General features: G+C 36.4%; 25 protein-coding genes. 3 read left to right on the plus strand and 22 right to left on the minus strand.

What is annotated here, in order from left to right; genetic code table 11:
• Positions 1 to 498: 498 nt before the first annotated feature.
• From QNH24_RS15240 to QNH24_RS15290, 11 genes are all read right to left on the minus strand, one after another.
• Positions 499 to 2,142 (minus strand): sensor domain-containing diguanylate cyclase, encoded by a 1,644-nt coding sequence (locus QNH24_RS15240; protein WP_283868421.1) that lies wholly within the window; start codon positions 2,140 to 2,142, stop codon positions 499 to 501.
• Positions 2,143 to 2,240: 98 nt separating this feature from the next.
• On the minus strand, positions 2,241 to 2,489 hold the full coding sequence (locus QNH24_RS15245) for a hypothetical protein (RefSeq protein ID WP_054771861.1): 249 nt from the start codon (positions 2,487 to 2,489) through the stop codon (positions 2,241 to 2,243).
• Positions 2,482 to 2,985 carry an RNA polymerase sigma factor gene (locus QNH24_RS15250; protein WP_430675517.1) on the minus strand — a complete coding sequence of 168 codons (504 nt, stop codon included), beginning with the start codon at positions 2,983 to 2,985 and terminating at the stop codon, positions 2,482 to 2,484. Before QNH24_RS15250 ends, QNH24_RS15245 begins: the two co-directional genes overlap by 8 nt.
• A gap of 7 nt (positions 2,986 to 2,992) precedes the next feature.
• Complete coding sequence (locus tag QNH24_RS15255; protein WP_283868423.1) at positions 2,993 to 3,373, minus strand: group-specific protein; 381 nt, start codon at positions 3,371 to 3,373, stop codon at positions 2,993 to 2,995.
• 8 nt (positions 3,374 to 3,381) lie between these two features.
• Positions 3,382 to 4,131 (minus strand): ABC transporter permease, encoded by a 750-nt coding sequence (locus QNH24_RS15260; protein ID WP_283868424.1) that lies wholly within the window; start codon positions 4,129 to 4,131, stop codon positions 3,382 to 3,384.
• The gene (locus QNH24_RS15265) at positions 4,128 to 4,850 is read right to left on the minus strand and encodes an ATP-binding cassette domain-containing protein (protein WP_283868425.1); all 723 of its coding nucleotides are present in this window, start codon (positions 4,848 to 4,850) and stop codon (positions 4,128 to 4,130) included. The genes QNH24_RS15260 and QNH24_RS15265 overlap by 4 nt, the downstream gene beginning before the upstream one ends.
• A 211-nt stretch (positions 4,851 to 5,061) precedes the next feature.
• Entirely contained in the window at positions 5,062 to 5,478 is a 417-nt protein-coding gene (locus tag QNH24_RS15270; protein WP_283868426.1) for a pyridoxamine 5'-phosphate oxidase family protein, read from the minus strand.
• A gap of 92 nt (positions 5,479 to 5,570) precedes the next feature.
• Positions 5,571 to 5,930: a winged helix-turn-helix transcriptional regulator gene (locus QNH24_RS15275; protein ID WP_283868427.1), complete on the minus strand. Its 360-nt coding sequence runs from the start codon at positions 5,928 to 5,930 to the stop codon at positions 5,571 to 5,573.
• Between the two features lie 164 nt (positions 5,931 to 6,094).
• Complete coding sequence (locus tag QNH24_RS15280) at positions 6,095 to 6,556, minus strand: MarR family winged helix-turn-helix transcriptional regulator (protein WP_283868428.1); 462 nt, start codon at positions 6,554 to 6,556, stop codon at positions 6,095 to 6,097.
• Entirely contained in the window at positions 6,534 to 6,980 is a 447-nt protein-coding gene (locus tag QNH24_RS15285) for an EVE domain-containing protein (protein ID WP_283868429.1), read from the minus strand. The genes QNH24_RS15280 and QNH24_RS15285 overlap by 23 nt, the downstream gene beginning before the upstream one ends.
• Positions 6,977 to 7,405: an SRPBCC family protein gene (locus tag QNH24_RS15290; RefSeq protein WP_283934509.1), complete on the minus strand. Its 429-nt coding sequence runs from the start codon at positions 7,403 to 7,405 to the stop codon at positions 6,977 to 6,979. Before QNH24_RS15290 ends, QNH24_RS15285 begins: the two co-directional genes overlap by 4 nt.
• Positions 7,406 to 7,643: 238 nt before the next feature.
• Here QNH24_RS15290 and QNH24_RS15295 point away from each other — a divergent pair, with 238 nt between their 5' ends.
• The gene (locus tag QNH24_RS15295; RefSeq protein WP_283934510.1) at positions 7,644 to 8,132 is read left to right on the plus strand and encodes a hypothetical protein; all 489 of its coding nucleotides are present in this window, start codon (positions 7,644 to 7,646) and stop codon (positions 8,130 to 8,132) included.
• A 121-nt stretch (positions 8,133 to 8,253) separates the two neighbouring features.
• Here QNH24_RS15295 and QNH24_RS15300 read toward each other — a convergent pair whose 3' ends face one another.
• The 10 genes from QNH24_RS15300 to QNH24_RS15345 form a co-directional block, all read right to left on the minus strand.
• Positions 8,254 to 9,537: an alpha/beta hydrolase gene (locus QNH24_RS15300; RefSeq protein ID WP_283868432.1), complete on the minus strand. Its 1,284-nt coding sequence runs from the start codon at positions 9,535 to 9,537 to the stop codon at positions 8,254 to 8,256.
• 13 nt (positions 9,538 to 9,550) lie between these two features.
• Positions 9,551 to 10,633, minus strand: coding sequence for a DUF1648 domain-containing protein (locus QNH24_RS15305; protein ID WP_283868433.1), 1,083 nt, complete (start codon positions 10,631 to 10,633; stop codon positions 9,551 to 9,553).
• Positions 10,634 to 10,640: 7 nt separating this feature from the next.
• A complete protein-coding gene (locus QNH24_RS15310) occupies positions 10,641 to 11,018 on the minus strand; it encodes a GntR family transcriptional regulator (RefSeq protein WP_283868434.1) in 378 nt (125 codons plus the stop codon).
• A gap of 467 nt (positions 11,019 to 11,485) precedes the next feature.
• On the minus strand, positions 11,486 to 11,863 hold the full coding sequence (locus QNH24_RS15315) for a carboxymuconolactone decarboxylase family protein (RefSeq protein ID WP_283868435.1): 378 nt from the start codon (positions 11,861 to 11,863) through the stop codon (positions 11,486 to 11,488).
• A gap of 538 nt (positions 11,864 to 12,401) precedes the next feature.
• Positions 12,402 to 13,775: an argininosuccinate lyase gene (argH, locus tag QNH24_RS15320; protein WP_283868436.1), complete on the minus strand. Its 1,374-nt coding sequence runs from the start codon at positions 13,773 to 13,775 to the stop codon at positions 12,402 to 12,404.
• Between the two features lie 232 nt (positions 13,776 to 14,007).
• A complete protein-coding gene (locus QNH24_RS15325; protein WP_283868437.1) occupies positions 14,008 to 15,201 on the minus strand; it encodes an argininosuccinate synthase in 1,194 nt (397 codons plus the stop codon).
• 367 nt (positions 15,202 to 15,568) lie between these two features.
• Positions 15,569 to 16,402 carry a CPBP family intramembrane glutamic endopeptidase gene (locus QNH24_RS15330; protein WP_283868438.1) on the minus strand — a complete coding sequence of 278 codons (834 nt, stop codon included), beginning with the start codon at positions 16,400 to 16,402 and terminating at the stop codon, positions 15,569 to 15,571.
• Positions 16,403 to 16,957: 555 nt separating this feature from the next.
• Positions 16,958 to 17,752: a MerR family transcriptional regulator gene (locus tag QNH24_RS15335; protein ID WP_283868439.1), complete on the minus strand. Its 795-nt coding sequence runs from the start codon at positions 17,750 to 17,752 to the stop codon at positions 16,958 to 16,960.
• Positions 17,753 to 17,953: 201 nt separating this feature from the next.
• The gene (locus tag QNH24_RS15340) at positions 17,954 to 18,706 is read right to left on the minus strand and encodes an SDR family NAD(P)-dependent oxidoreductase (protein WP_283868440.1); all 753 of its coding nucleotides are present in this window, start codon (positions 18,704 to 18,706) and stop codon (positions 17,954 to 17,956) included.
• A gap of 8 nt (positions 18,707 to 18,714) precedes the next feature.
• Positions 18,715 to 19,704, minus strand: a complete 990-nt coding sequence (locus tag QNH24_RS15345; protein ID WP_283868441.1) for an MBL fold metallo-hydrolase — start codon at positions 19,702 to 19,704, stop codon at positions 18,715 to 18,717.
• Between the two features lie 346 nt (positions 19,705 to 20,050).
• Between QNH24_RS15345 and proC the strand changes: the two genes are divergently transcribed.
• Both proC and namA read left to right on the plus strand, forming a co-directional pair.
• On the plus strand, positions 20,051 to 20,857 hold the full coding sequence (proC, locus tag QNH24_RS15350; protein ID WP_283868442.1) for a pyrroline-5-carboxylate reductase: 807 nt from the start codon (positions 20,051 to 20,053) through the stop codon (positions 20,855 to 20,857).
• 45 nt (positions 20,858 to 20,902) lie between these two features.
• Positions 20,903 to 21,913: an NADPH dehydrogenase NamA gene (namA, locus tag QNH24_RS15355; RefSeq protein ID WP_283868443.1), complete on the plus strand. Its 1,011-nt coding sequence runs from the start codon at positions 20,903 to 20,905 to the stop codon at positions 21,911 to 21,913.
• 76 nt (positions 21,914 to 21,989) lie between these two features.
• Here the strand turns inward: namA and QNH24_RS15360 are convergent, their stop codons facing one another.
• Positions 21,990 to 22,268 carry a YuzB family protein gene (locus QNH24_RS15360; RefSeq protein ID WP_283868444.1) on the minus strand — a complete coding sequence of 93 codons (279 nt, stop codon included), beginning with the start codon at positions 22,266 to 22,268 and terminating at the stop codon, positions 21,990 to 21,992.
• Positions 22,269 to 22,278: the final 10 nt, after the last annotated feature.

Genomic DNA, 22,278 nt, shown 5'->3' on the forward strand with positions numbered 1-22,278 from the left:
GGTACACTTAAAACTAAAACCTTTTAAAAGATAGTCAAAATTATTCCCCGTTTTTATTTAACTGAAAATCTTTTATACAGCCCTTAGTCTTTTCCTATTTTTTCTAATTCGTTAAACATTGAGAGTAAATGTTTGATATCAGTCTCATGAAGCCCGGTACTTGGTTCATCTAAATTGTGCTAATCCTGAAATGTAATAAACAGATATTAAGTTCAGTAGAGAATGAGGCAAAACACTTAGGTGGCTGTACGATTAAATGTACAAAACATATACACAATCGTTATATAAAAATTCATGATATTTCTAAAGAAGAGGTTACCAAACGTATTGCTATATTGGAGAAATCATTGAATTTAGCTTAAGGAAATAAAACAAGATCTAAATAACAATAAGTTCGTTTGACTGTTTGGAAATGGGGCTAAAAGTGGGGCTAGATTATATCTAATCCCCACTCAAACCGCTATATATAACAGTGCCTATTAGATTCTACTTAGCTAATTAAATGTTTGTACCTACTTTAGCGCTATCATACACTCTAAGTTGATTTCTACCACTTTCCTTGGCCATATAAAGTGCTTGATCAGCCTTATCAAGTAGCTCATAAAATGTAGCAACATCGCTGGCTCGACCATATTCTGCTATGCCAATACTCACTGTTACATTGATCTTTACATGATCATTTGTGTATGGATTCGCTTCTACATTTTCACGAACCCTTTCTGCTATTTTTATGGCACTTTCTATTGTTGTATCTGGAGATAAAATAACAAACTCCTCTCCCCCATACCTTGTGATTAAATCCACTCGTCGTACAGAATTAGAAATGATGTTCGCCACATGCTTTAACACCTCATCACCAATTAAATGTCCATAAGTATCATTAACCTTTTTGAAAAAATCAATATCAATGGCTATACATGAACATGCATTTTCATCTTCTAAACATTTCTCAAAAACAAGCTCTCCCTGCTCAATTAAATAACGACGGTTATAGAGCTTTGTGAGCTGACAGGTTATCGATAATTCCTTCAATAAAATTGTATCCTGTCTGACCTTGGTGCTCATATCATTAAAGGATGAACAAAGCTCCTGAAATTCCTGTGCATAAGGTGCTAGCTGGTGTTCATTTATTTGATAATCATAATTTCCTTGCTGTACCTTTCCAACACCTGTCAGAAGCTGTTGAATGGGTTCTTCAATTTTTTTTGAAAGCTGAAGCATAACTCTAATAGTAAAGAAAGACCCTATGACAATACAAATGGCTATAAGAAGAAATCGAATAATAAGTGGTTTTAATGCATCGAATAAAGCAATTTCTGAAATAATAAACCATTTTCCTTGATTGATTGGCTTACTTTTCGCAAACACCCATTTACCGTTCATATCTTTATAAACATGAAGGTCATTTGCCGTATTATTGACAACGAAATCAAGAATATGCTCATCCACTATAAATTGTTCAGATGAGCTATCATTGTTTCTCACATTTAACTCAGTGAGCATCATGCCATTCTGATTCATAATATAGGCATGTCCAAGAAAGCCGACTCTTGATTCATGTAGGTACTGGTTGATTACCTGGACATTCACGGTTCCAAAAACTACGCCATTAAACTCTTGCTGCTCATTTAAAATAGGTGAGGCAAATGCAACAATTGGCTGATTGGTAACCTTACTGATAAAAATATCTGTGATGTAGGGTTGTTGTGTTTTTTTTGCAACCTGAAAATACTCTCGATTTTGTACATTTATACCCGTCCCATTTGTTGTAAGTTCTGTAACGGTATCAAATTGCACAATGCCATCTTTATTGACGAAAATCAAGTCAGTAAAATCTGTTTTATCTTTGAAATCTTGAAAAAAAGCTTGTGCCTTTTCATAATGGTAACCTTTTACAAAGTCTAAATTAGCAATAGTATGTATATCACTGGAACGTTCTGTTAACCAGCTTTCAAAAAAATATGTTTGAGCATTTAAATAATTTACCATCTCTTCATTTTGGTGCTGAATAGTTTGTCGGAACTCAATGAAAAGCGTTGGAATAAATATACAAAGTCCAATGATAAAAGTAATGAGTATAAGTGCCCTATGAAGCTGACCTCTTATCTTGTTTGGCTGTGGAATGTTTCTAAAAACCCTCAAAGTATTCACCTCCACCTTTTACAATAAAAAGTACTCTATTCATTAAAAATACCACAATCTAATGACTGTGGCAGTGAAATATTTAAGAGTTATTCCTATTATTGAAGCATAATTTGAAGAATTGTAATAAATACAGCCGTGACGATAGGTAATAGTTTCAAAGAAGTGTAGCCGACTGAGGATGAATAAATAGGCTCTAATGGATCTTTCGTAGGAGAGGCTAAATACTGGATAAAACGTTGCCAGCGACTTTTCTTATATGTGATTAGCTGCTCGGGAATCTCTACTTTATCTTGATCTAAGCTGTCCTTTAGCCATTGCTCCTTGTGAAACTCATTTTTAAGCATCGAAATCCTCCTTTAGCTCTTCCTTTAAAGTCTTTATCGCATTATGTAATCTCGATTTAACGGTACCAAGTGGGATGGACAAGATTTGTGCAATTTCCTCCTGTGGCAAATCATGATAATATACAAGCAAAATAACTGCTCGTTGCTTTTCGGGTAATTGAAGTATAGCTTCTTGAACTGTTAACTTTTCATCAGCTGATAGACGACGGTTTTCCGTTGGTACTAAAAATGGAAAGAGTGTGCGCCACTTTTTGCGTCGATTTAATTTATTGATCATTAAACGATAAGCAATTTGAAATAAAAATGCCTTCACTGTTCCCTTTTGCTGATCAAAATCCTGCTTTATATATTGTAAACGCTCAAAGGTATCTTGTACAATATCAATGCTTAGCTGCTCCTCACGAGTATAGCGAAATAAAAAGCAGTATAGAGGCTCATACAAACGACTATAGAGCTGTTCAAAGCCCTCAATATCGCCATTTTTATAGACCTCCATCCACTCCTCATTGCTCATCATCTAGCTCATCCCCCCAATGAGCCTTAATGGACTTCATCGTATTTGAAACCCGAAATACTAAATAAAGGATGTCAACTGTAACCCATACCTGTGATTGATTTGTAAAAAATTGTACATAAGGATTTTCGACTGTTTGACCAGAAGACACGAGCATGTTTAGTGACTGCACACAAAGTATCGTATAAATAGATAAGACAATCGTTAATGTATCAAACACATTCCAGCGTAAAAAAATAGTTGTTTTTTTATAGTTAATTTTCCCATTCTCACGTACAATATATTTTCGTTCTAGTGAAATAGCAATCACTATGATTACTACCATCATGATGCCTCCAACAATAAGAGACACAATCCATCCAATTCCCATAAAATCACCTACTTACTGCTGTATACTTTCTTTGCAATGGTAGCTAACACCAAGCTTAGAACTGCTAAAATTATACAATATTGATATTGTGGAAGCCATGTTTCGCCCATTAAATTTAACGATACTTGCAAGCTATCATATAAATATAGCATCGGATTCCAAATTAGGAAAATAAAATAATCTTGAGGGTTTTTCCCCGCTAATGTTAAAAACATCGATGTCATTTGTATGGAAAACATAAATAACATCATAATTGGTACAAGCATACTTGTTGCTACTTTTTCATTTTTAAATAGACCTGCCAATATAAAGCTCAATGGATACATTGCCAGTAATACAAAATTACTCATTAAAATAACTAGCAGAAATGATGATAAAGAAATATCAATTATAAATGAATAACCAGTGAGTAGTAACACTAAAAATAGGTTTAATAATGTAAAGACACCAATTCCCATCCCTATATAGTAATTGTGTGGCTTAATGCCTGTACGCTGCACCCATTGAAGGGTTTTATTGGCTTTCATATCAGCTAAATAGATTGTAGCACTAGAAAAAGAAAAGAAGAAGATTAGCATAATTATAGAAATCGGTAAAAACTGACCTTTAATCAAAAATTCAAATGATTCTTCAGTCATCACGCTTTTAGCAAAAAATGATACAGTCATAAACATAAATCCCGGTAACAAATTTCCAATAGCCATTCCTGGGTTACGAATACTTTCCAACATATACATACGCGCAATTTGCTTAATCATCCTGCTTTTCCTCCTAAAATTTGACCTGTCGCTTCGTAATAAAGACCTTCAATTCCTGGTAATCTTGCGTCAGTATATTTATGATAGAGCTCATCTTGTGTAGCATTTTCAATAATTTTACCCTCTTTTAGGATAACAATATAATCAAATAATGGCTCTAATCCTGCCACCTCATGACTAATAATAATGAGCAATTTATTACGCTGACTAATTTCCTGCTGTAGGTAAAACATCAATTGCTTTTTCTTTGTTAAATCTAAATCTGCAAATGGCTCATCTAATATGATAATAGGTTTATTTAATAAGAAAGAAAGGTAGATCGATACTGCTTTTCGCTGACCGCCTGACGCATTTTTCATCAAAATATGATCATATGTTGATAACCCTAATATTTCATATAGCTCACCCAAATCAATCCTGTTGTTCGTCAATGTAGCAAAAAGAGCAATCACTTCGCGAATTTTAAGATGCTGATAGCTTGAAAAAAATTGATATTGCAACGCTACCTGCTCATGTACATTAACCGACGAACCATGGATTTGCATAGAACCCTCATCTGATTTTAGATCACCTGCTATACACTTTGATAATGTAGATTTTCCGGCACCATTTTGGCCTAGCAATAAATAGCAATTGCCCCATTTAAATGTAGTTGATACACCGTCCAGTACATTTACACCATTAAATTTTTTCACAATATCCTTAACAATTAGTTCCAAAATATAACCTCCCTTTTTGTATTTCACTCACTATACAAACAGGGATCATAAAAAGTTCATTTTATTTTTAAAAAAACAAAAAAAGTTTTTTTCTATCACCATAACGCACTCAAACCTTCACATTCAATAGAACAAGCATTAAAAAAGCCCACACGCTTGTGCAGACTTCATAGCTTCTAGCATACCGTAGAACGAGGAATTTTCTACTCTATTACACTTCAAAGGTTTTGGAAGAAAAATTGTTATAGTATCTTCCAGACAAGCAGGTAAATTTTAATACACAGTAATCAGGATCCGTTACACCAAGTGGATAATAAAGTGTATCGCCATCTTGCCAGATTAACTCCTTAGATGCCAGATCCTCTAACACTTCCATAGTTCCCTTGAACATTACCCCTTCAAAACGCTTTTGATCGCAAAAGTAAACGCTTGCCCTTTGTTCATTTCGGAATTGGGCTACCCGCATAGAGGACGTATTTGTTGTAAAATAAAAAGTATGAAAGCCCTCCCTTACGCGTGGTGCAAGCATGGCCTTCACTTGAGGAAAACCCTCATGATCGATGGAGCCTACGAATGCCGTATTTTGCTGTTCTAGCAGCCTGTTAACTGAATTCTGTACATTGTTCATAGTATATACTCCTTTCTAATTCAATGGTCTAGAAATAGTATACGGAGCTTTGAAACTATCGAACAGTACCCACTTTTTCGTAAGTATCTTTTTTATTCAATGAATCCCCTCATTCTTAAGAAATCTTCCATTCCATGCTCCTGCATTAATTGAATGCCCACATTTTGCATAATTTCTACTGCTTCGTATAGTTTTTTGCCTCTCTCGCTTAAACGATACTCTACTTTTAATGGATATCCTTCAAAAGAGGTTTTTTCTACAATGTTGAATTCCATTAAATCGTTTAGATGCTCTAATAACATTTTTTGAGTAATTCCTTGAATATCTTTAACAAGCTGTGAAAGAGATGCAGGTCCTTTGGCAAGTTGCCATAAAATCATAGGCTTCCATTTTCCTCGTGTTATATCGTGGGTTAATTCTAATGGACAAGTATATTGATCCCTCATTTTCATTTATATTCTCCTCCACCATTCATTGTATTTTAATATGAGCGTATCATAAAAAGAGGTTGGAATATGTATATTTTTGTTAAATTAAAAAATGTGAGAAATCAACGTTTCTAAAAAATTGATTTCTCACACAAATTAGCTTTTAAAATATTTTTTCACTAAAACTCTCATTCATCCATCTCTTCTTTTAAAGCTAACAGTGAGAGCAGCTCCTGGTTAAAGCTATGTTGTTTATCCTGAATAGGTTTAAAAAATTGAGCATCCGTATTTTCAACAATTGGTAACGCTATTTTAATTTTATTTGACCCCTCTTCAGTTGGAGAAAGTAGTATCTCGCGCTTATCTAAAGGGTTTTTGTTTCTACGAATAAATCCTTTAGCCTCAAGTGTTCTGACAACATCTGAAACCATCATACCGTTTAATTTGGTAAAATCTGAGAGTCTTTTTTGAGTAACCGTCTCACCATTTACATGTAGATAATCACACGCAGTTAATAGCACAAACTGGACATGCGTCAGATCTATCCTGCTCAGTTCCTTTGTAATCATCCTTTGCCAAGCTTGTGTAACTTGCCATAATAAAAAACCTGAGCTTTCTTTTGGATCATTAAACTTTGATTTCCATTCCACTAAAATCCACCCCCATTGCATTTGCAATTGTTATAAAATCTTGTTTAGTTACTTCAAAATGTCCTCTACGAAATAATAAACCTACATTTGCATTTTCAGATACGAATGTTAGCTTTGATTTGATATGTACAAAACTTACATTGTGGCAAGGCTGATACAATATGTCCAACCTGTAGGGAAAAAATTCAGGAGCCATTTGCACTTGATAAACATTTCCTGACTTAACCATTCCAATAGCAGTAAAAGCTTGAAGAGGATTTCCGTCTGGATATTTGGTTTTTGGCGAATAGTATATTAACCAATCTCCTGCATTCATTCTCTTTAAAGGTGCATGTTTTCCATGACAAAGCTGTGCAAACCCATCCTTTTCACCTATTTTAACATGTTCTTCGGATACAACCCCTATCCAAAATCTTTGTTTCATGAGATATCACCTCTAGCAAGTTGGTTTAAATTGGACATACTATTCGGAATGCCTTGTGTAATCATAGGGCCAATTTGATTCCCAATCATTTCAGCATTCGGTCCAGATAGGATTACACTATGAGTCACCTTTGTCTGTATGCCAAGAATTTCTATTTCATGACGAAAATCCATCTTAATGCTTAACTGTTCGAGAATTGTTGTATTGGTAAAAAGTTTATTTTCTTTTACTTCTGTAAGCGTAAATAGCAAAGGCTCCCGTCCCAAAAGTGTTAAATCCCCTGTTACCCCTTCTTCAAATGGCCCATTAATTTTTACTTCTAGTATACTACCATCCCATTTTTTCCATTTATCAACACTATTATATAGCTTCCAAATAGCTTCTGGTGTTGCTTCAGTAATAATTGAATTTTCATATTTCCACATCATTATTCACCCATTCTTAAATTAGTAAGTGCACTTATCAATAATAATAAGTGCGCTTATTATTATTGTCAATAAAATTTGTTGTAGAGGGAGTAGTCATCAACGTCTTCTCATAATTTTCCTTCTAAAGTACTAAATTAATTTAAACTAATTTTAACCTTGATACGCTAGACTACTTTTAGGGAATATGAAAATTTTGTTGGATACTTCCCTTATCATTTTTTAGGAGGATATTCGTATGAAAAAATTAGTTATTGGTAGCACATTAGCGGTTGGCTTATTATTTGCAGGAGCAAACCAATCATCTGCAGCTTCTATTCAGGGAGTAGGTTATCAGGGGATGGCTCCCATTGATTTATCTTCTGTTGATTTAGAAACAGCTTTAAAAATGGTTCAACAGCAAAGAACTAACCTATTAGAAAATCAATTACAAACACAATTGACAGAAGTTCAAACAAGAAATGAACAACTAGCTGGTTTAAATGAACAGCTTAACCAATTGAATGCAGAAAAAGGAGCTACAACTGATACAGCTAAGCAAGCAGAATTAGATGGGCAGCTTCAAACAGTACAGAATCAAATCAATACATTAAGCAACTCACAGCAAATGGATATGCTACGCATGCAAAGTATGAACAGTAAACGAAATGAAGCATTTGATGCAATGACAAATTTTGTAAAGAAAATGCAGGACAGCCGATCCTCCATTCTCGGCAATATACGCTAATACAGCTACGTGCATACAAAAATAGACTTGCCTTTAAGCTTAGCAAGTCTATTTTTACTTTGTTTCAAATAAAAAATAAAACTAGATGAAGTTTTGTACAACTTCATCTAGCTAAAATTTTCTATTTCTCATTTATAATAAATTGCTGAAGTGCTGGTAGCAATTCTTCATGTAGCGGTAATGTAGGGTCTGCATAGGTTGCTAAATTCCCAGCGCGATCTGTTGGGGCCTTTTTCAATACATGGTTCATATCCTTCATATAGAGCAGCTTTGCCTCTTGCTTCCCTTTCTTTAAAGCTTCTGCATCATCTTCCTTTACCTGTAGATCATTGGTACCCTGCACAATTAATACTCGACTTTGTACTTTCGTAAGCTCATCTGCTGGATTATATTTTAACATGGAAATCAAATAAGGCTGAATAGCAGGACGGAAAATTGCCTGTAATTTAGGAGAAATGTTCTTCACCTGCTTGCCTTGTTTGAGAGATTTTAGAATAGCCGTTGATTCTTTATAAAGTTTTGGTGTCAATTGACCATTTAATTGCTCTAATAGCACAACATCTAAGGGTCTTCCAACACCTGCAATTGAAACATAGGATGCTACATTTGTTTTTTGTGCAGCTAGTAATCCAATAAGTGCTCCTTCGCTATGCCCAATAATGTGCACACTTGAATAGGATTTATCAGCTAGTAGCGCATTAATTACTTGAACAGCGTCATCTACGTATTGATCAAACGTTCCATCCTCTTCCTTTGTTAAGAGAGATTGATTATCCCCTAATCCTCTTTTATCATAGCGGACAGTTGTGATTCCTTCATCTGCCAAACCTTCCGCAATCATTTTTAAGCTATTATTTTTACCTGCTAAAGTGGAATTGCCGTCTTTATCAGTTGGACCAGAGCCAGCAATGATGAGTGCTACTGGAGATGGTTTTTTGCTAGTCTTTTGAAGTGCTACAGTTAATTCACCATTTTGAACAGGTATCTTCATTGTTTCATACGTAATTGGTTGTTCTTTATAAGATTTTAATAAAAGTGGGAATGAACCCCCATTCTGTTGGAACGTTGCTTCTATTTGTTCATCTTTGAAGGTTCCATTAATAGCAATAGCAGAGCCATTTAAGTTAATGGAAACACTCACCTTATTACCCGAATACGTAACTTTATTTAATGGAAGATTCGATATACCTTGTATAGGTACTGATAATGTCCCACCATCCTGTTTTAACTCTACAATAATAGGGAGAGCGCCATTTGGTGTCTCAATATTCCCTTCCCATTTTCCGATAAACTGTTCATTCATTGAACGTTTCTCCTTTGTCAATTTACTTTCCGCAACCGCCTCTTTTTGTCCGCATGCAACTAACAGTAAAATGGTACAGCATAACAAAAATAACTTCTTCATCCAATCTCCCTCTCTATATAAAGATAAGCAATAAAATGGGGCTAAATATAATACAGATAATGATATAGCACCACTTATTTGCACAATTCACAGTCCAACCAATCCCGTATTTTTTCTGCACAACTAATGACGGGTCGTTTTTGTTGAAATAAAAAATACCCCATTTCCAATATCGATCATCTGTTGCAGCTGTTTCATTTGTATGTAAATCATCAAAACGTTCATTGCTTTTACTAAGCTTCCAAATTAAAACTAGTAAGCCTCCTAATGTGATCACATTAAAAGCAATAAAAAGTGGGAAAAAGTATTGTGCTGTTTGATCCTTTAAAATAACTGTGGTGTAGTGTAAAACTACAAAAAGAATGGTCATACTATAATTGATGGCTGCTAAGTACCAGCTACCGTACTTACGTTGTGTTAGCTCTCGATGTATGGAAGCTTCTTTGGCCTGTGCGCTCAATTGTAATTTAGCACTTTTCATGCCTATGCCCATAATGAAAAAGCTAAGTTGAATAGCCAGTAAAATAAGAGGCATAGTGATGACAGAGAGATGAGATTTTTCTGTCCAACCATCCGCCTCCCCTGCCGAATTCCAATGTGTTGCAAAACTATCTGGGATTGAATCATAATTCATGTACGTAAAAGTCATTAATGCAATTGTCATAATAATTGGTAGGCTAAAAAATATCGGTGGCAGTGTTTCATCTTTCTGTCGTATTGACAAATCAGTAATATACACCGTTTTTGTCTGTGCTTCCCACTGCTCTTGCCGTTTTAATTTTTTTGTTTTGATATGATAATTCAAGTAAAGACCCGATGATAGAAGAAGCATAACATAAAGAAGAAGAAAGGATAGTAAAGTCACCTTCTCCTCATGTATAGCAGTCAAAAGATGTAGCCCAATTTGTACTAGTAAACACAAACTAGCAATGCCACCTACCCATTGGCTATACCGCCTTTTCCACTTTATTAATTGCGAATGTTTGACAAAGGGTTCTGGTATAGAAACGCCAAAGACATTTGTTTTTCTTGCTAAATGTGGTGTCATGGCTTCCAAAATCCCAACAATGATAAAAATGCCTACTATTATCAGCATGCTTCCCCTACTTCCATTGTTTTAAAATTCGCTGGAACAAACTTGTCATTTGTTCTTTTTCTAACCCACGTGCAAAAGCTTCTGCCATTATGGGCTTTAAGGCATTTTCTACTTTTTCAACTTCTATTTCTTCTAGCTCCCGCTTTTGACCACCTATAATGACAGCTTTTGCTTTCGGCTTTAATGTGATTAAGCCTTTTTCTTCAAGTTCATGATAACTTTTACTCACTGTACTGACATTAATATCTAAATCCGTAGCCATAGAACGCACTGATGGTAAAGTATCACCGTTTTTGAGCTCTCCTTTAGCAATTAATTCAATTATTTGATTGGCTAATTGTTTATAGAGCTGTAACTCATCGCTTGGATCTAAACGTATTTGCATATCACACCTCCATCTGTACCACCCTAAACATAACAGAATCTGTTATGCATAGAGTAATACAGAATTACCTAAATGTCAAATGGAGATATATTTAATTTCAGACCGTTGTTTTTCTTTGATTGATCACATTCATCACCTTTTTAAGCAGGTTTCCTCTGAACCTAAAAAAGGACCCAGAATAACTCTGGATCCTTGGACACTTATAGCTCTATTTGATTTTTATCTGTATTGTTTTTTGCTTCATCTTAAGCTACAGCAAAACAGAATTTTCTGCCATGCCTACTTAAGTTTTAGAAGCTCACCTGATACAGTTGTGGCGGACTTTCCTGAGATTCCTGGTCTTTGGGTGTTTGACTACTCATTCTACATCCTCCTCATCAGATTAGATTAATAAGTGTTTCCGATTTTAATATGAGCTATATACTAACTATTTATTCACGAAATCTACATTTGGCGAAAAAGTTGCTTTAAGCCTCTTCAGTAAAAACCTGTTGTGCAATCGTTAATGCATTTTGAACACGCGGGAAGCCAATATAAGGCACTAGCTGCAATAAGGCCTCAACAATTTCTGTCTGTGTTAAGCCAGCATGTAAGCCCCTTTTTATGTGTGTTTTAGTTTGTGGTGTAGCGCCTTGTGTTACCACTGCGGTAATAACAACGAGTGCACGGCTTTTAGCATCTAATCCCGGACGTGAATAGACCTCACCATAGGCAAATTCTATAATCATTTTTCGTAAATCTGGTGCCACGTCAGCTAGTGCATCCGATTCAATCATTCGATCTGCCTCTTGCTCCGTAACATATTGTTTAATTGTTTCTAACCCCTTTGTAAAACGATCGTTCATGTCCAATCCCCCTAAAAGATAATCTTTACATTTCCTTATACAAAAACCCCAATTCCGCGTCTCCAGAATTGGGGATTGTCCTTCACATATGTAAGGGTCTCTTTTTCACTTCACCCTCTGGCTCCGTTGAAAAAGGAAATAGTTTTTTCATAGTGCCTCACAGGACAGCTTTAATGAATATCTATGCAAAAGTCACAGGGACATGCACGCAAAATTGGATAGCAATTATGCCTCGGCATAATTACGTCTGGAATCGGCTTTGTACAAGCTCAAAGAACTCCTTTCCGATTCCTTAACATTCGCCGGAGGCTTTGGGTCAACACGATGTTGGTCACTCAGGCGTTTTCACAGGATGTGAAGATCTTTGCCTGAGTTCCTCTATTTCAGCGGATGTTTGGACACTCGCTGAAAAGCGATCTAAAACTGCATTGATCTTACCACCTATAGAGGTGGGAGACTTCTGTACCTGCCGCTTCGCTTTCGCGCATAAAACATTTGCCGCTACGTTTTCGGTACAAAAGACATTTGCTGAAAGAGGTTAAACAAGGCAAGCCTTTGCTTTGTCAATTTGGATTTTTACCTGATCAAAGCCGGTACCACCTAAAGAATGACGACGTCGAACTGCCGCTTCTGGTGCTAGCACATCATAAATATCTGCTTCAATTAGTTCACTTTCTTGTTGCATATCTTCAAGTGGTAAATCTAATAAATAGATGCCCTTTTGAATACAAGTGAACACAAGCTTTCCAGTCACTTCATGTGCCTCACGGAAAGGCATACCCTTTGTTGCAAGATAATCTGCTAGCTCCGTCGCATTGGAGAAGTCAGCATGTACTGCCTGATGTAAACGTTCTGTCTTAACAGTCATCGTGCGAATCATACCTTCAAAGATTTTTAGAGAGCCAAGAATGGTATGGACAGTATCAAACATACCTTCTTTATCCTCCTGCATATCTTTGTTGTATGTTAATGGTGTGCCTTTTAGAACCGTTAACAAGCCCATTAGGTTTCCATAAACACGTCCTGTTTTACCACGGATTAACTCTGCCATATCAGGATTTTTCTTCTGTGGCATAATGGAAGAACCTGTTGAGAAGGCATCATCCAATTCGATAAACTTAAATTCATCTGTTGACCATAGAATAATTTCCTCTGCAAAGCGTGATAAATGCGCCATTAATAATGATGCATTGCTTAAAAATTCCACGATAAAATCGCGATCACTCACCGCATCCATGGAGTTGGCATAAACCTCACTAAAGCCTAAAAGCTCTGCTGATTTTAATCGATCGATTGGGAAAGTTGTCCCAGCCATGGCACCTGCCCCTAACGGTAGGATATCAATGCGCTTCATCGATTCTGTAAAGCGCTGTTTATCGCGCTCTAGCATCCAGAAATAAGCCATTAAATGATGTGCAAATGAGATTGGTTGTGCACGTTGTAGATGTGTATAGCCTGGAGCAATTGTTTCTACATGCACCTCAGCTTTTTCAAGCAATGTTTTTTGGAAAGTTTCAATTAATCCAATCGCTTCGTTTACACGTTTTTTTAAGAAAATATGCATATCTGTTGCTACTTGATCATTTCGGCTACGACCTGTGTGAAGCTTCCCGCCTACAGGACCGATTAAATCGATCAGCATCTTCTCAAGATTTAAATGGATATCTTCATTCGCAACAGTAAATTCAAGCTCACCTGCAATTGCTTTTTCCTGTAGCTTTGCAAGACCAACAAGAATAGCCTCTACGTCTGTTGCTGGTAAAATACCTGTTGCACCAAGCATCGTAACATGTGCAACACTACCTTCTAGGTCTTCTAGAACAAGCTGTTGGTCAAAGCCAATCGATGCGCCGAATTCGTCCACCCATGCTTCGGCTGATTTTTGGAAACGTCCGCCCCAAAGTTTTGTCATAACAGCTCACCCTTTCCTTTATTTCTTTATCAATTATGCTTCTATTTGCGTCTGAGGCTTAAGACCAACAAACTTTTTTTTGTGCATTAGCAAAACGTCAGCGGCATGATGTTGGTCACCTAGACTTATTTTATGAAGTTCTTAGTCTATCAGCAGGATTTAAATATATTGCTGATAGAAAACTAAAAGGTGCAGCACAGCGCATTGCCACACTACACCTTGCTTGTCAAAATTATTTTTTATTGACAGAAGAGTTCACTACTGTTGGTAGGCCCCATAACTCGATAAAGCCTACTGCTGAAGCGTGGTTGAATTGATCTTCTTTTGAGTATGTTGCTAGCTTTTCACTGTATAATGAATTTGGTGATTTACGTCCTTCTACAATCGCATGACCTTTGAATAGTTTCACACGTACTGTACCATTTACATATTGCTGTGATTGTGCAAGGAATGCTTCAAGTGCATCACGTAATGGTGAGAACCACAAACCATCATAAATTAATTCTGATAGCTTTTTCTCAATAACTGGCTTGAAGTGTGCTAATTCTTTTACAAGTGTTAAATCCTCAAGCTCTTTATGAGCCGTTAACAGCACTTTTGCTCCAGGAATTTCATATACTTCACGAGATTTAATACCTACTAAACGGTTTTCTACATGGTCAATACGGCCAACACCATGGGCACCAGCTACTGCATTTAGTTCTTGAATTAAATCAGCAAGCTTCATTTCTTTTCCGTTTAATGCAACCGGTTTACCAGCCACAAATTCGATTTCCACATATTCAGCTTCATCTGGTGCATTTTCAACAGAAACAGTTAAACCGTAAGCTTCTTCTGGTGGTGAAACCCATGGGTCTTCCATGATTCCCGCTTCGTTTGCGCGACCCCATAAGTTTTGATCAATCGAGAATGGTGAATCTAATGTTGCAGGAATAGGCACATTATGCTTCATTGCATATTCGATTTCCTCGTCACGGCTCCAGCCCCATTCACGTACAGGAGCTAATACCTCTAAATCTGGATTTAATGCTTTAATAGAAACCTCGAAACGAACTTGGTCATTCCCTTTTCCTGTACAACCATGAGCTACTGCGTCAGCGCCCACTTGGTTGGCAATCTCCACTAACTTTTTCGAGATTAGTGGACGAGAAAGCGCTGATACTAATGGATATTTTTGTTCATACCAAGTATGTGCTTGTAATGAAATCAGTGCATAGCCTTCAGCAAATTCATCCTTTGCATCTACCATATATGATTCAATTGCCCCTACTTGAAGAGCTTTATTTTTAATAAACTCAAGATCTTTCCCCTCACCAACGTCAAGACAAACTGCAATAACGTCCCAACCTTGTTCTTTTAACCATGGAATTGCTACAGAAGTATCAAGACCTCCTGAGTATGCTAATACTACTTTTTTATTTGCCATTAAAAATGCGCCTCCAATTAATCTATGAGATATGTATGTTTATACATTCATATAAAAGTTTATACACGAATAGTAACACGTTATAAAAATAAACACAAGTGTATTTTTATAAATTTGTAGACATTTATGTTTATTGTAAAAAGTAAGTCATTTCAATACTTATAGCCATTGTACAAACTATGAATATTTTTACTCTTAAAAATGATTTCTTACTTTCTACTTGGATGTATACAATATAAATTTCCGAAGATAACACCCTATTTAGAATTTGATTGTACAATAGGAGCACTAAAAAAGTCGATTTGCCACAAAAAATGTGATGCCAATCGACTTTTTCAAAAAAATATTTAACTTTTCAGCTTCTAATCTACATGACAGTAGGGTTTCCATAAAGAAGGCTTTTTTCTTTCTTGCCATACAACACCTTCTTTGGATTGATAATGATAATTAAAACTGCTGCTATTCCGTATAAAATCGCGTTATACATAATTAAATCGCTTAAATTTCCGTTTATGATACCAATAAAAAAATTAAAGTTATGATGGATGATAATCGGAATAATTAAATTTTGATTTAAATTATAAAATGCTGCCATAAGTATTGTAGTGGACATGATTGAAATCATAAAGAATAGAATATACTTCATTAAATCAATGCCCGTAAATCCTGTAGTAAACCAGATGGGTAGATGCCACAGCCCCCACCAGAATCCTATGATGATAGATGCTTTTAATGGTGAATGCTTTTTCTGAAGCTCCAATAATGCAAAGCCTCTCCAACCTAATTCTTCACCAAATGGTCCTGACAATAGTGTTTTGAAAAAGTAATAGAGCAGCATACCCCATGAGGATAAAGTGAAAATTGAGTCTACTTCACTCTTGCTCAAGATGATCAACATTATTGTCAAAAAGATAAGGGCTTGAATTGTACTTACAGAAAGCAACACAGAAACTTTAATTTTATGTTTGAATTTGCTTTTTACAAATTGTATAAAACTCTGACCAGGATAGATTTTCTTAAAAAGGATAGCAAACGCAAAGGTTGAAGCCCAGGATGAAATACAATGGACTACAACAAATAACCATGTAGACAAACCTAACATCTTGGTTACGCCTACAAGACAAAAAAGTGGCCAAAAGATGATATTGGTTAGTAGGATAAAACTTACTATTGGTTTTTTTAATTTTTTTTCTTTACTCAAACATCTTCCCCCTTTCAAATTACGGATATTTTTAGCTTAAACCTAGGAGTTACCCACAGGTCAATACAATATAAGGGTCTAAAAATAAATAGTTACTTAAAAAAGATGCTAAAGCCTGGATTTTTATGTATTAATAGTATTAAAGTTGCGTTATTTGATTTAGATGGAATTTTGTTAAATAGGGAGACATATTTAACCCAATAAGAAATCGAGGATATTTAGAAATAATTTCGAATGGTAATGGTAGGGTGGGAATGAAGGCATTTGGATAGGGGCATGTCAATACGGATTCCATTGTTCATGATTTGTCTAATACATAAAAAAACTACAAAAAACCATCTACCATTATATTTGGTGGATGGTTTATGTTTTGAATTTTGCTCTGCGGCATAAGCATAGCCTTTTGGGACATTCTATTAAGTATAAGTAGATTTCTATCAAGTACAAATACTCGTCAATCATGCATATTTTTCTGTCTATTCAGCAATCCCCCACTCAAAACAAAAATTTCATGATGTTTTCGACAAAATAAAAGCCTTCACCTAACAACGAATATCACTTAATAGGTACAAAAATTTCTAAAAAGGCTCGTTCTAAGCCATCTTCATAAGTAGTAAGTAATTGATTTATATATACTAGTCCCAAAAGTTCATAGCCGTTTTCTTTTGCCGCTTTTTTTATACTAGCCTCAACTTTATGGTCTGTATTTTTTCCACCCGTTGACCACCTTCCATCTTCAATAACTGTATACAGACATTTTGGATGGGATAGAATTTCACCTGCAATTTCTTTATCAAGATCCTCTACTTTTTTTACGATGATAAACTTATCTTCTAGTACACCTTCTTCATTGAATTGAATGACTCTTCTCAAAGAAGTAAGTGTCACTGCTTGTTTTAAATTATCTAAGTTATCCTTTATTATTTCATATTTATCATATGCAGTATGATGCTCAATTTCTCCCTTTACCTCTATCGGCTTCATTTCTTGGATGGTATATGTGCCTAGAAATTTTTTAACTTTTTCGCAATCTTCCTGAACGGTTTGAAGCTTTTTTACTAGCAACTTTTTATACTCGATTTCTTCCATAACCTCCTGCATTTTCTCCTCGAATAGTGATTGTATGCCCTCTATGCTCTTGCCTTTTCTTAATTCTTGAATTTTTTTAATTTCAATATCCATTTCGCGATAGAAATTAACTGTTGTTATATCATATATATCAAAACGATTATATTCTCTATACCCATTCTCACTATTTTGCTTTGGCTTTACTAATTCCTTTTCCTCATAAAACTTTAAAGTATCTCTTGAAACCCCTAAAAACTTCGCTACTTGTCCAATTGTGTACATTATGCTCTCCTTTCCTATTCTTTTAAATACTTTAAATCAATTTCGCCTTGACATAATTGTAGCTGTCGCTTTGCTTTCGCTACAGATAAAACCGTGTTGCTGCCACTATACTTTCGATACAAAAAACATCTGCTGAATGAAGATAAAAAACTGTAAACACTCTCTCCTGCTTTTTTGAGAATGGTTACAGTTTAGTCCCTGCTATTTTTTGTTGAAAAATGATTTACCTAAAAATTCAATGGCGGCAGGAGCCAGTGCATAAAGCTTACTGGATAATCCCATGATTTTTGGTAAGTTCACCTCTCGAACAGGGCGTTTAATTGTTTTAACCGTAGCCTGTGCTACTTCTTCTGCTGTTAATAAAAATCTACCTAAGGAAGCCCGATAGCCGCTATCATCACTCGCCTTATCTAAAAATGGCGTATCAATTGGGCCAGGATGTATCGCTGTCACTTTAATCTGATAAGGCGCTAGTTCCATACGAAGTCCATTAGTAAATCCGACTATAGCATGCTTTGTTGCAGCATAAACACTAGCTTTTGGCGTCGCTACCTTCCCTGCCTGTGAGCCAATGAAAATAAGGTGCCCCTGTTGACGCTGAATCATTGGCAATGTTAAGCGCTTGGCTAAATATATTGGCACACTTACATTTAAGTTAACCATTTGGGAAATTTCCTCATCAGATAATGTAGGTGCCATTCCAAATTTACCCACACCAGCTGAGAGTATCGCCACATCGAGTGGTGGTAGTTGGGCGCAAACTTCATCAATAGCCGTTAAATTTGTTAAATCAGCTTGAATCACAATCGCGCCTAAACGTTCTAATGCTTTTAATGCAACAGTATTACGTCCTGTTGCATATACGATATGACCTTGCGCTACTAATAATTCTGTCATTTTTAATCCTACTCCACTTGTTGCACCCGTAACGAAGATTGTCTTTTTATCAGCCATGCAAACACCTACTTTCTTTTAAATACATAAATGCCTTCCTCAGTTTTCGTAGATGTAATATAATGATTGGCTTCTAAATAATCTAAATGTCCAAGTGTTTTGGATAGTGTTAAACCTAGTTTACGCTGAAAAATAGCCGGATACAGGCGCATTGTAACTTGAACAACCGTTAGTTGATCTTCACCTAATAGCTCTAATACCTTCATCGATTGCTGATGCTGACGTTCTAGACGTTTATCGATTAATAAAGGAATATCCTCTAATTCTGCACCATGACCTGTATGCATCATTTTCACTGGCAATTGTCGTAAAATTTCAAGTGATTTATTATACTGTAGTAATGATTTAGTACGTCCTATTGTACGATCCAATGGTGGTTCAATTAAAGGGTTTGGCGTAATTTTTTCCAATAATAAATCCCCACCAATCACATGATGTGTTTTTTCATCCCAGAAGATGAAGTGACTTTGTGCGTGACCTAATGTTTCAATCGCCTTTAAGCCCGGATGACCAGGCACTTCATCTCCATCACCTAGAATTTGTGTTAATGGACGTTCACCGACAAGCTCTAATTCGCGACGTACATGTACACTCGGCTGAATATATTCCTGTGGAACGCCATGCTCAAATAAGCGTTCACTATAAAATCGTTCATGATATCGTAAAAACTCCTCGTCATGACGAAGCCACTTATCGTTATAGGCATGCCCCAAAATTTCTGCATGTGGAAAGGCATCTACCCAACCTGCATGATCTGGATGGTGGTGGGTGAGTACAACCTGTTCAATATCCCTTAATTCGTAGCCTGCTGCTCGAATCCCCCATTTCAATGCATCATAGGCTTCCATTGTTTTTGGTCCAACATCAAAAAGTGTTAGTGCATCACCTTTGACAACAAATGCATTGACATCTCCTACTTCATAGGGTGTTGGTATTTCTATTTTGTATATAGACAAAGCTGTTTCCCCCTTTTGTACTACTAGTGAATAACAATTCATTCTATTTTACAAGTTTTTCTTCTTTTCGTCATCCTACTGTTGACAGGTTGACGTATTATCAATATAATTTTGAATAATCTAATTATTTTTGTGCGTTGATGAAGCCAAGTACGTAATTTGGTGAAGGTGTCTCAGAGAGTGTTACATTTGCTGCGAGTAACATCACCCACTCCCATTACCGAACCTACTTCTGAGCAGTTATGAAAACATAACCGTTCCCCTTGCGATAAAAGGGCTAAGAGTTGTGCCAATTGGCAAACAAAGGTGGTACCGCGGAAACAACAGCGTTTTCGTCCTTCTTGATAAGGACGGGAGCGCTTTTTATTTTGAACTGGAGGTTTTGTTCATGAAGAAAATACTATTTATCGGTGCAGGCTCAATGGCAGAGGCATTGATTCAGGGCTGGGTTAACCAAAAGGTATTTACAGCACAAGAAATTTATGTCACCAATCGCTCAGATAAAGAACGCTTACAATTTTTGCATGAATCATATGGTGTCAATTGCTTAGTTGATGCAGAAATTTTTAAACAAGCAGACTTAATTATATTAGCAATGAAGCCAAAGGATGCTATTGCGGCAATGGATGAGTTGAAAGCGAAAATCACAGAGCACTCAGCCATCCTCTCTATTTTAGCAGGTATAGCTATTCAAACCATCACAGAGCATTTAGGCATACGTCCAGTTGCTCGAGTTATGCCTAATACTTCAGCCACAATCGGGATGTCGGCTAGTGGTATTGCCTTCAGTAACGAAGTGACTACTGAACAGCGTACGACTTTCTTACAATTGCTCGAGGCAGTTGGTTCGGTCATTGAAGTAGATGAGGATCAATTACATGCTGTAACGGCTCTTTCAGGTAGTGGTCCTGCTTATATCTATTATTTAATGGAGGCATTTGAAAAAGTCGGCACAAAGGTTGGTCTTTCAAAGGATACCGTACGACTATTAATGACACAAACACTGGCAGGGACTGCTGAAATGCTGAAGCAATCTGTTGATGAGCCGGATGTACTACGCAGAAAGGTGACTAGTCCAGGGGGCACGACAGAAGCCGGGATTAAAGCGCTTGAAAAATATCAATTTAATGAGGCAATTGAAGCATGTATTAAAGAAGCAGAGGCTCGGTCTCGTTCACTTGCAAATAGTAAGTAAAATGTGCAAAATAGAGTTTATCACTAGGAATTAGGGGGCTTTATTTTGACTAAATTATTCGAACCTTATCAACTACAGTCTATCACTTTAAAAAATCGTGTTGTGATGGCACCAATGTGTATGTATTCTGCTCAGGATGATGGACTTGTCACGCCTTTTCATCAAGTTCATTATGCAACACGAGCTGCGGGTCAAGTAGGTTTAATCATTCTTGAAGCAACAGGTATTGTCCCAGAAGGTCGTATCTCCAATAAAGATCTTGGCATTTGGGATGATGCCCATATCGAAGGCTTACGTCAATTAGTCAATGGAATGAAGGCATATGGAGCAAAAACTGGTATTCAGTTAGCACATGCCGGACGCAAAGCAACTGTGGAGGGAGAAATTTTTGCCCCTTCAGCTATTGCCTTTAGTGATGCCTATCAAACGCCAACTGAAATGACTATAGAAGACATTGAATATGTTATAGAAGCATTTAAGAAAGCCGCTGTTCGTGCTGCTAAAGCTGGCTTTGATGTCCTTGAAATTCATGGAGCACACGGCTACCTTATTAGTGAATTTTTATCACCAGCAACTAATAAGCGGACTGATTTGTATGGAGGGTCACAGGAAAATCGATACCGTATATTACGTCAAGTGATTGATGCCATTCGTAGTGTATGGGAGGGTCCTTTACTTGTACGTGTATCTGCAGAAGATTATGCAGCAGATGGAACGACAATGGAAGACTTTATCGTCTTTAGCCGCTGGATGAAATCACAGGGTGTTGATTTAGTGGATGTTTCTACAGGAGGCGTCGTGCAAGCACATATTAATATTTTTCCTGGCTACCAAGTACCTCATGCTGAAGCGATTAAACATGGTGCTGAAATACCAACAGGCGCAGTTGGTCTGATTACAACAGCTATTCAGGCAGAGGAAATCTTACAAAATAATCGTGCTGACTTAATTTTCTTAGCTCGTGTTCTTCTGCGTGAGCCATATTGGCCATTACACGCAGCCAAGGATTTAGGAGAAGACATTCAACCACCAGTGCAATACGTACGTGGTTGGTAAAAAATAGCGGTATATCGGCTATTTACCTAAATGTAAAAAACAGCTTGTTGATTTATGCTAACAAGCTGTTCTTATTTCAATAAAGAGGATTTTGTTTAATTTCTTCATCAACTGCCTGCACTAACGACTCTGCATCGTCTGCAGTTACAATTTCTCCATTGACGATGGCAAAGATCCCTTGCTCACAAATTTCACAATGAGATGTACAGCCAGATTCTTCAATTTCAATATCAGATCTTTCAACTAATACATCATAAGCATCTGCTGAACCCAATGATAAATTTGTGATGCAAAACTCTACTCTATTTTTCAATTGCTGTGGCTCTTTCTTTTTTTTAAAAATAGAAAATACCATTCTTTCTTTA

Origin of the sequence: Lysinibacillus pakistanensis, from assembly GCF_030123245.1 — a bacterium.
GTDB classification, from domain to species: Bacteria; Bacillota; Bacilli; order Bacillales_A; family Planococcaceae; genus Lysinibacillus; species Lysinibacillus pakistanensis.

What these genes read in the sequence shown, in the direction of transcription:
- QNH24_RS15270 (WP_283868426.1), bottom strand. Translation starts at nt 5,478, where the DNA reads ATGAACAATGTACAGAATTCAGTTAACAGGCTGCTAGAACAGCAAAAT.
- QNH24_RS15335 (WP_283868439.1), bottom strand. Translation starts at nt 17,752, where the DNA reads ATGTACACAATTGGACAAGTAGCGAAGTTTTTAGGGGTTTCAAGAGAT.
- QNH24_RS15325 (WP_283868437.1), bottom strand. Translation starts at nt 15,201, where the DNA reads ATGGCAAATAAAAAAGTAGTATTAGCATACTCAGGAGGTCTTGATACT.
- QNH24_RS15285 (WP_283868429.1), bottom strand. Translation starts at nt 6,980, where the DNA reads ATGAAACAAAGATTTTGGATAGGGGTTGTATCCGAAGAACATGTTAAA.
- QNH24_RS15315 (WP_283868435.1), bottom strand. Translation starts at nt 11,863, where the DNA reads ATGAACGATCGTTTTACAAAGGGGTTAGAAACAATTAAACAATATGTT.
- QNH24_RS15360 (WP_283868444.1), bottom strand. Translation starts at nt 22,268, where the DNA reads ATGGTATTTTCTATTTTTAAAAAAAAGAAAGAGCCACAGCAATTGAAA.
- QNH24_RS15300 (WP_283868432.1), bottom strand. Translation starts at nt 9,537, where the DNA reads ATGAAGAAGTTATTTTTGTTATGCTGTACCATTTTACTGTTAGTTGCA.
- QNH24_RS15310 (WP_283868434.1), bottom strand. Translation starts at nt 11,018, where the DNA reads ATGCAAATACGTTTAGATCCAAGCGATGAGTTACAGCTCTATAAACAA.
- argH (WP_283868436.1), bottom strand. Translation starts at nt 13,775, where the DNA reads ATGACAAAACTTTGGGGCGGACGTTTCCAAAAATCAGCCGAAGCATGG.
- QNH24_RS15260 (WP_283868424.1), bottom strand. Translation starts at nt 4,131, where the DNA reads ATGATTAAGCAAATTGCGCGTATGTATATGTTGGAAAGTATTCGTAAC.
- QNH24_RS15250 (WP_430675517.1), bottom strand. Translation starts at nt 2,985, where the DNA reads ATGGAGGTCTATAAAAATGGCGATATTGAGGGCTTTGAACAGCTCTAT.
- QNH24_RS15345 (WP_283868441.1), bottom strand. Translation starts at nt 19,704, where the DNA reads ATGAATTGTTATTCACTAGTAGTACAAAAGGGGGAAACAGCTTTGTCT.
- QNH24_RS15305 (WP_283868433.1), bottom strand. Translation starts at nt 10,633, where the DNA reads ATGCTGATAATAGTAGGCATTTTTATCATTGTTGGGATTTTGGAAGCC.
- QNH24_RS15340 (WP_283868440.1), bottom strand. Translation starts at nt 18,706, where the DNA reads ATGGCTGATAAAAAGACAATCTTCGTTACGGGTGCAACAAGTGGAGTA.
- QNH24_RS15255 (WP_283868423.1), bottom strand. Translation starts at nt 3,373, where the DNA reads ATGGGAATTGGATGGATTGTGTCTCTTATTGTTGGAGGCATCATGATG.
- QNH24_RS15290 (WP_283934509.1), bottom strand. Translation starts at nt 7,405, where the DNA reads ATGTGGAAATATGAAAATTCAATTATTACTGAAGCAACACCAGAAGCT.
- QNH24_RS15245 (WP_054771861.1), bottom strand. Translation starts at nt 2,489, where the DNA reads ATGCTTAAAAATGAGTTTCACAAGGAGCAATGGCTAAAGGACAGCTTA.
- proC (WP_283868442.1), top strand. Translation starts at nt 20,051, where the DNA reads ATGAAGAAAATACTATTTATCGGTGCAGGCTCAATGGCAGAGGCATTG.
- QNH24_RS15295 (WP_283934510.1), top strand. Translation starts at nt 7,644, where the DNA reads ATGAAAAAATTAGTTATTGGTAGCACATTAGCGGTTGGCTTATTATTT.
- QNH24_RS15275 (WP_283868427.1), bottom strand. Translation starts at nt 5,930, where the DNA reads ATGAAAATGAGGGATCAATATACTTGTCCATTAGAATTAACCCACGAT.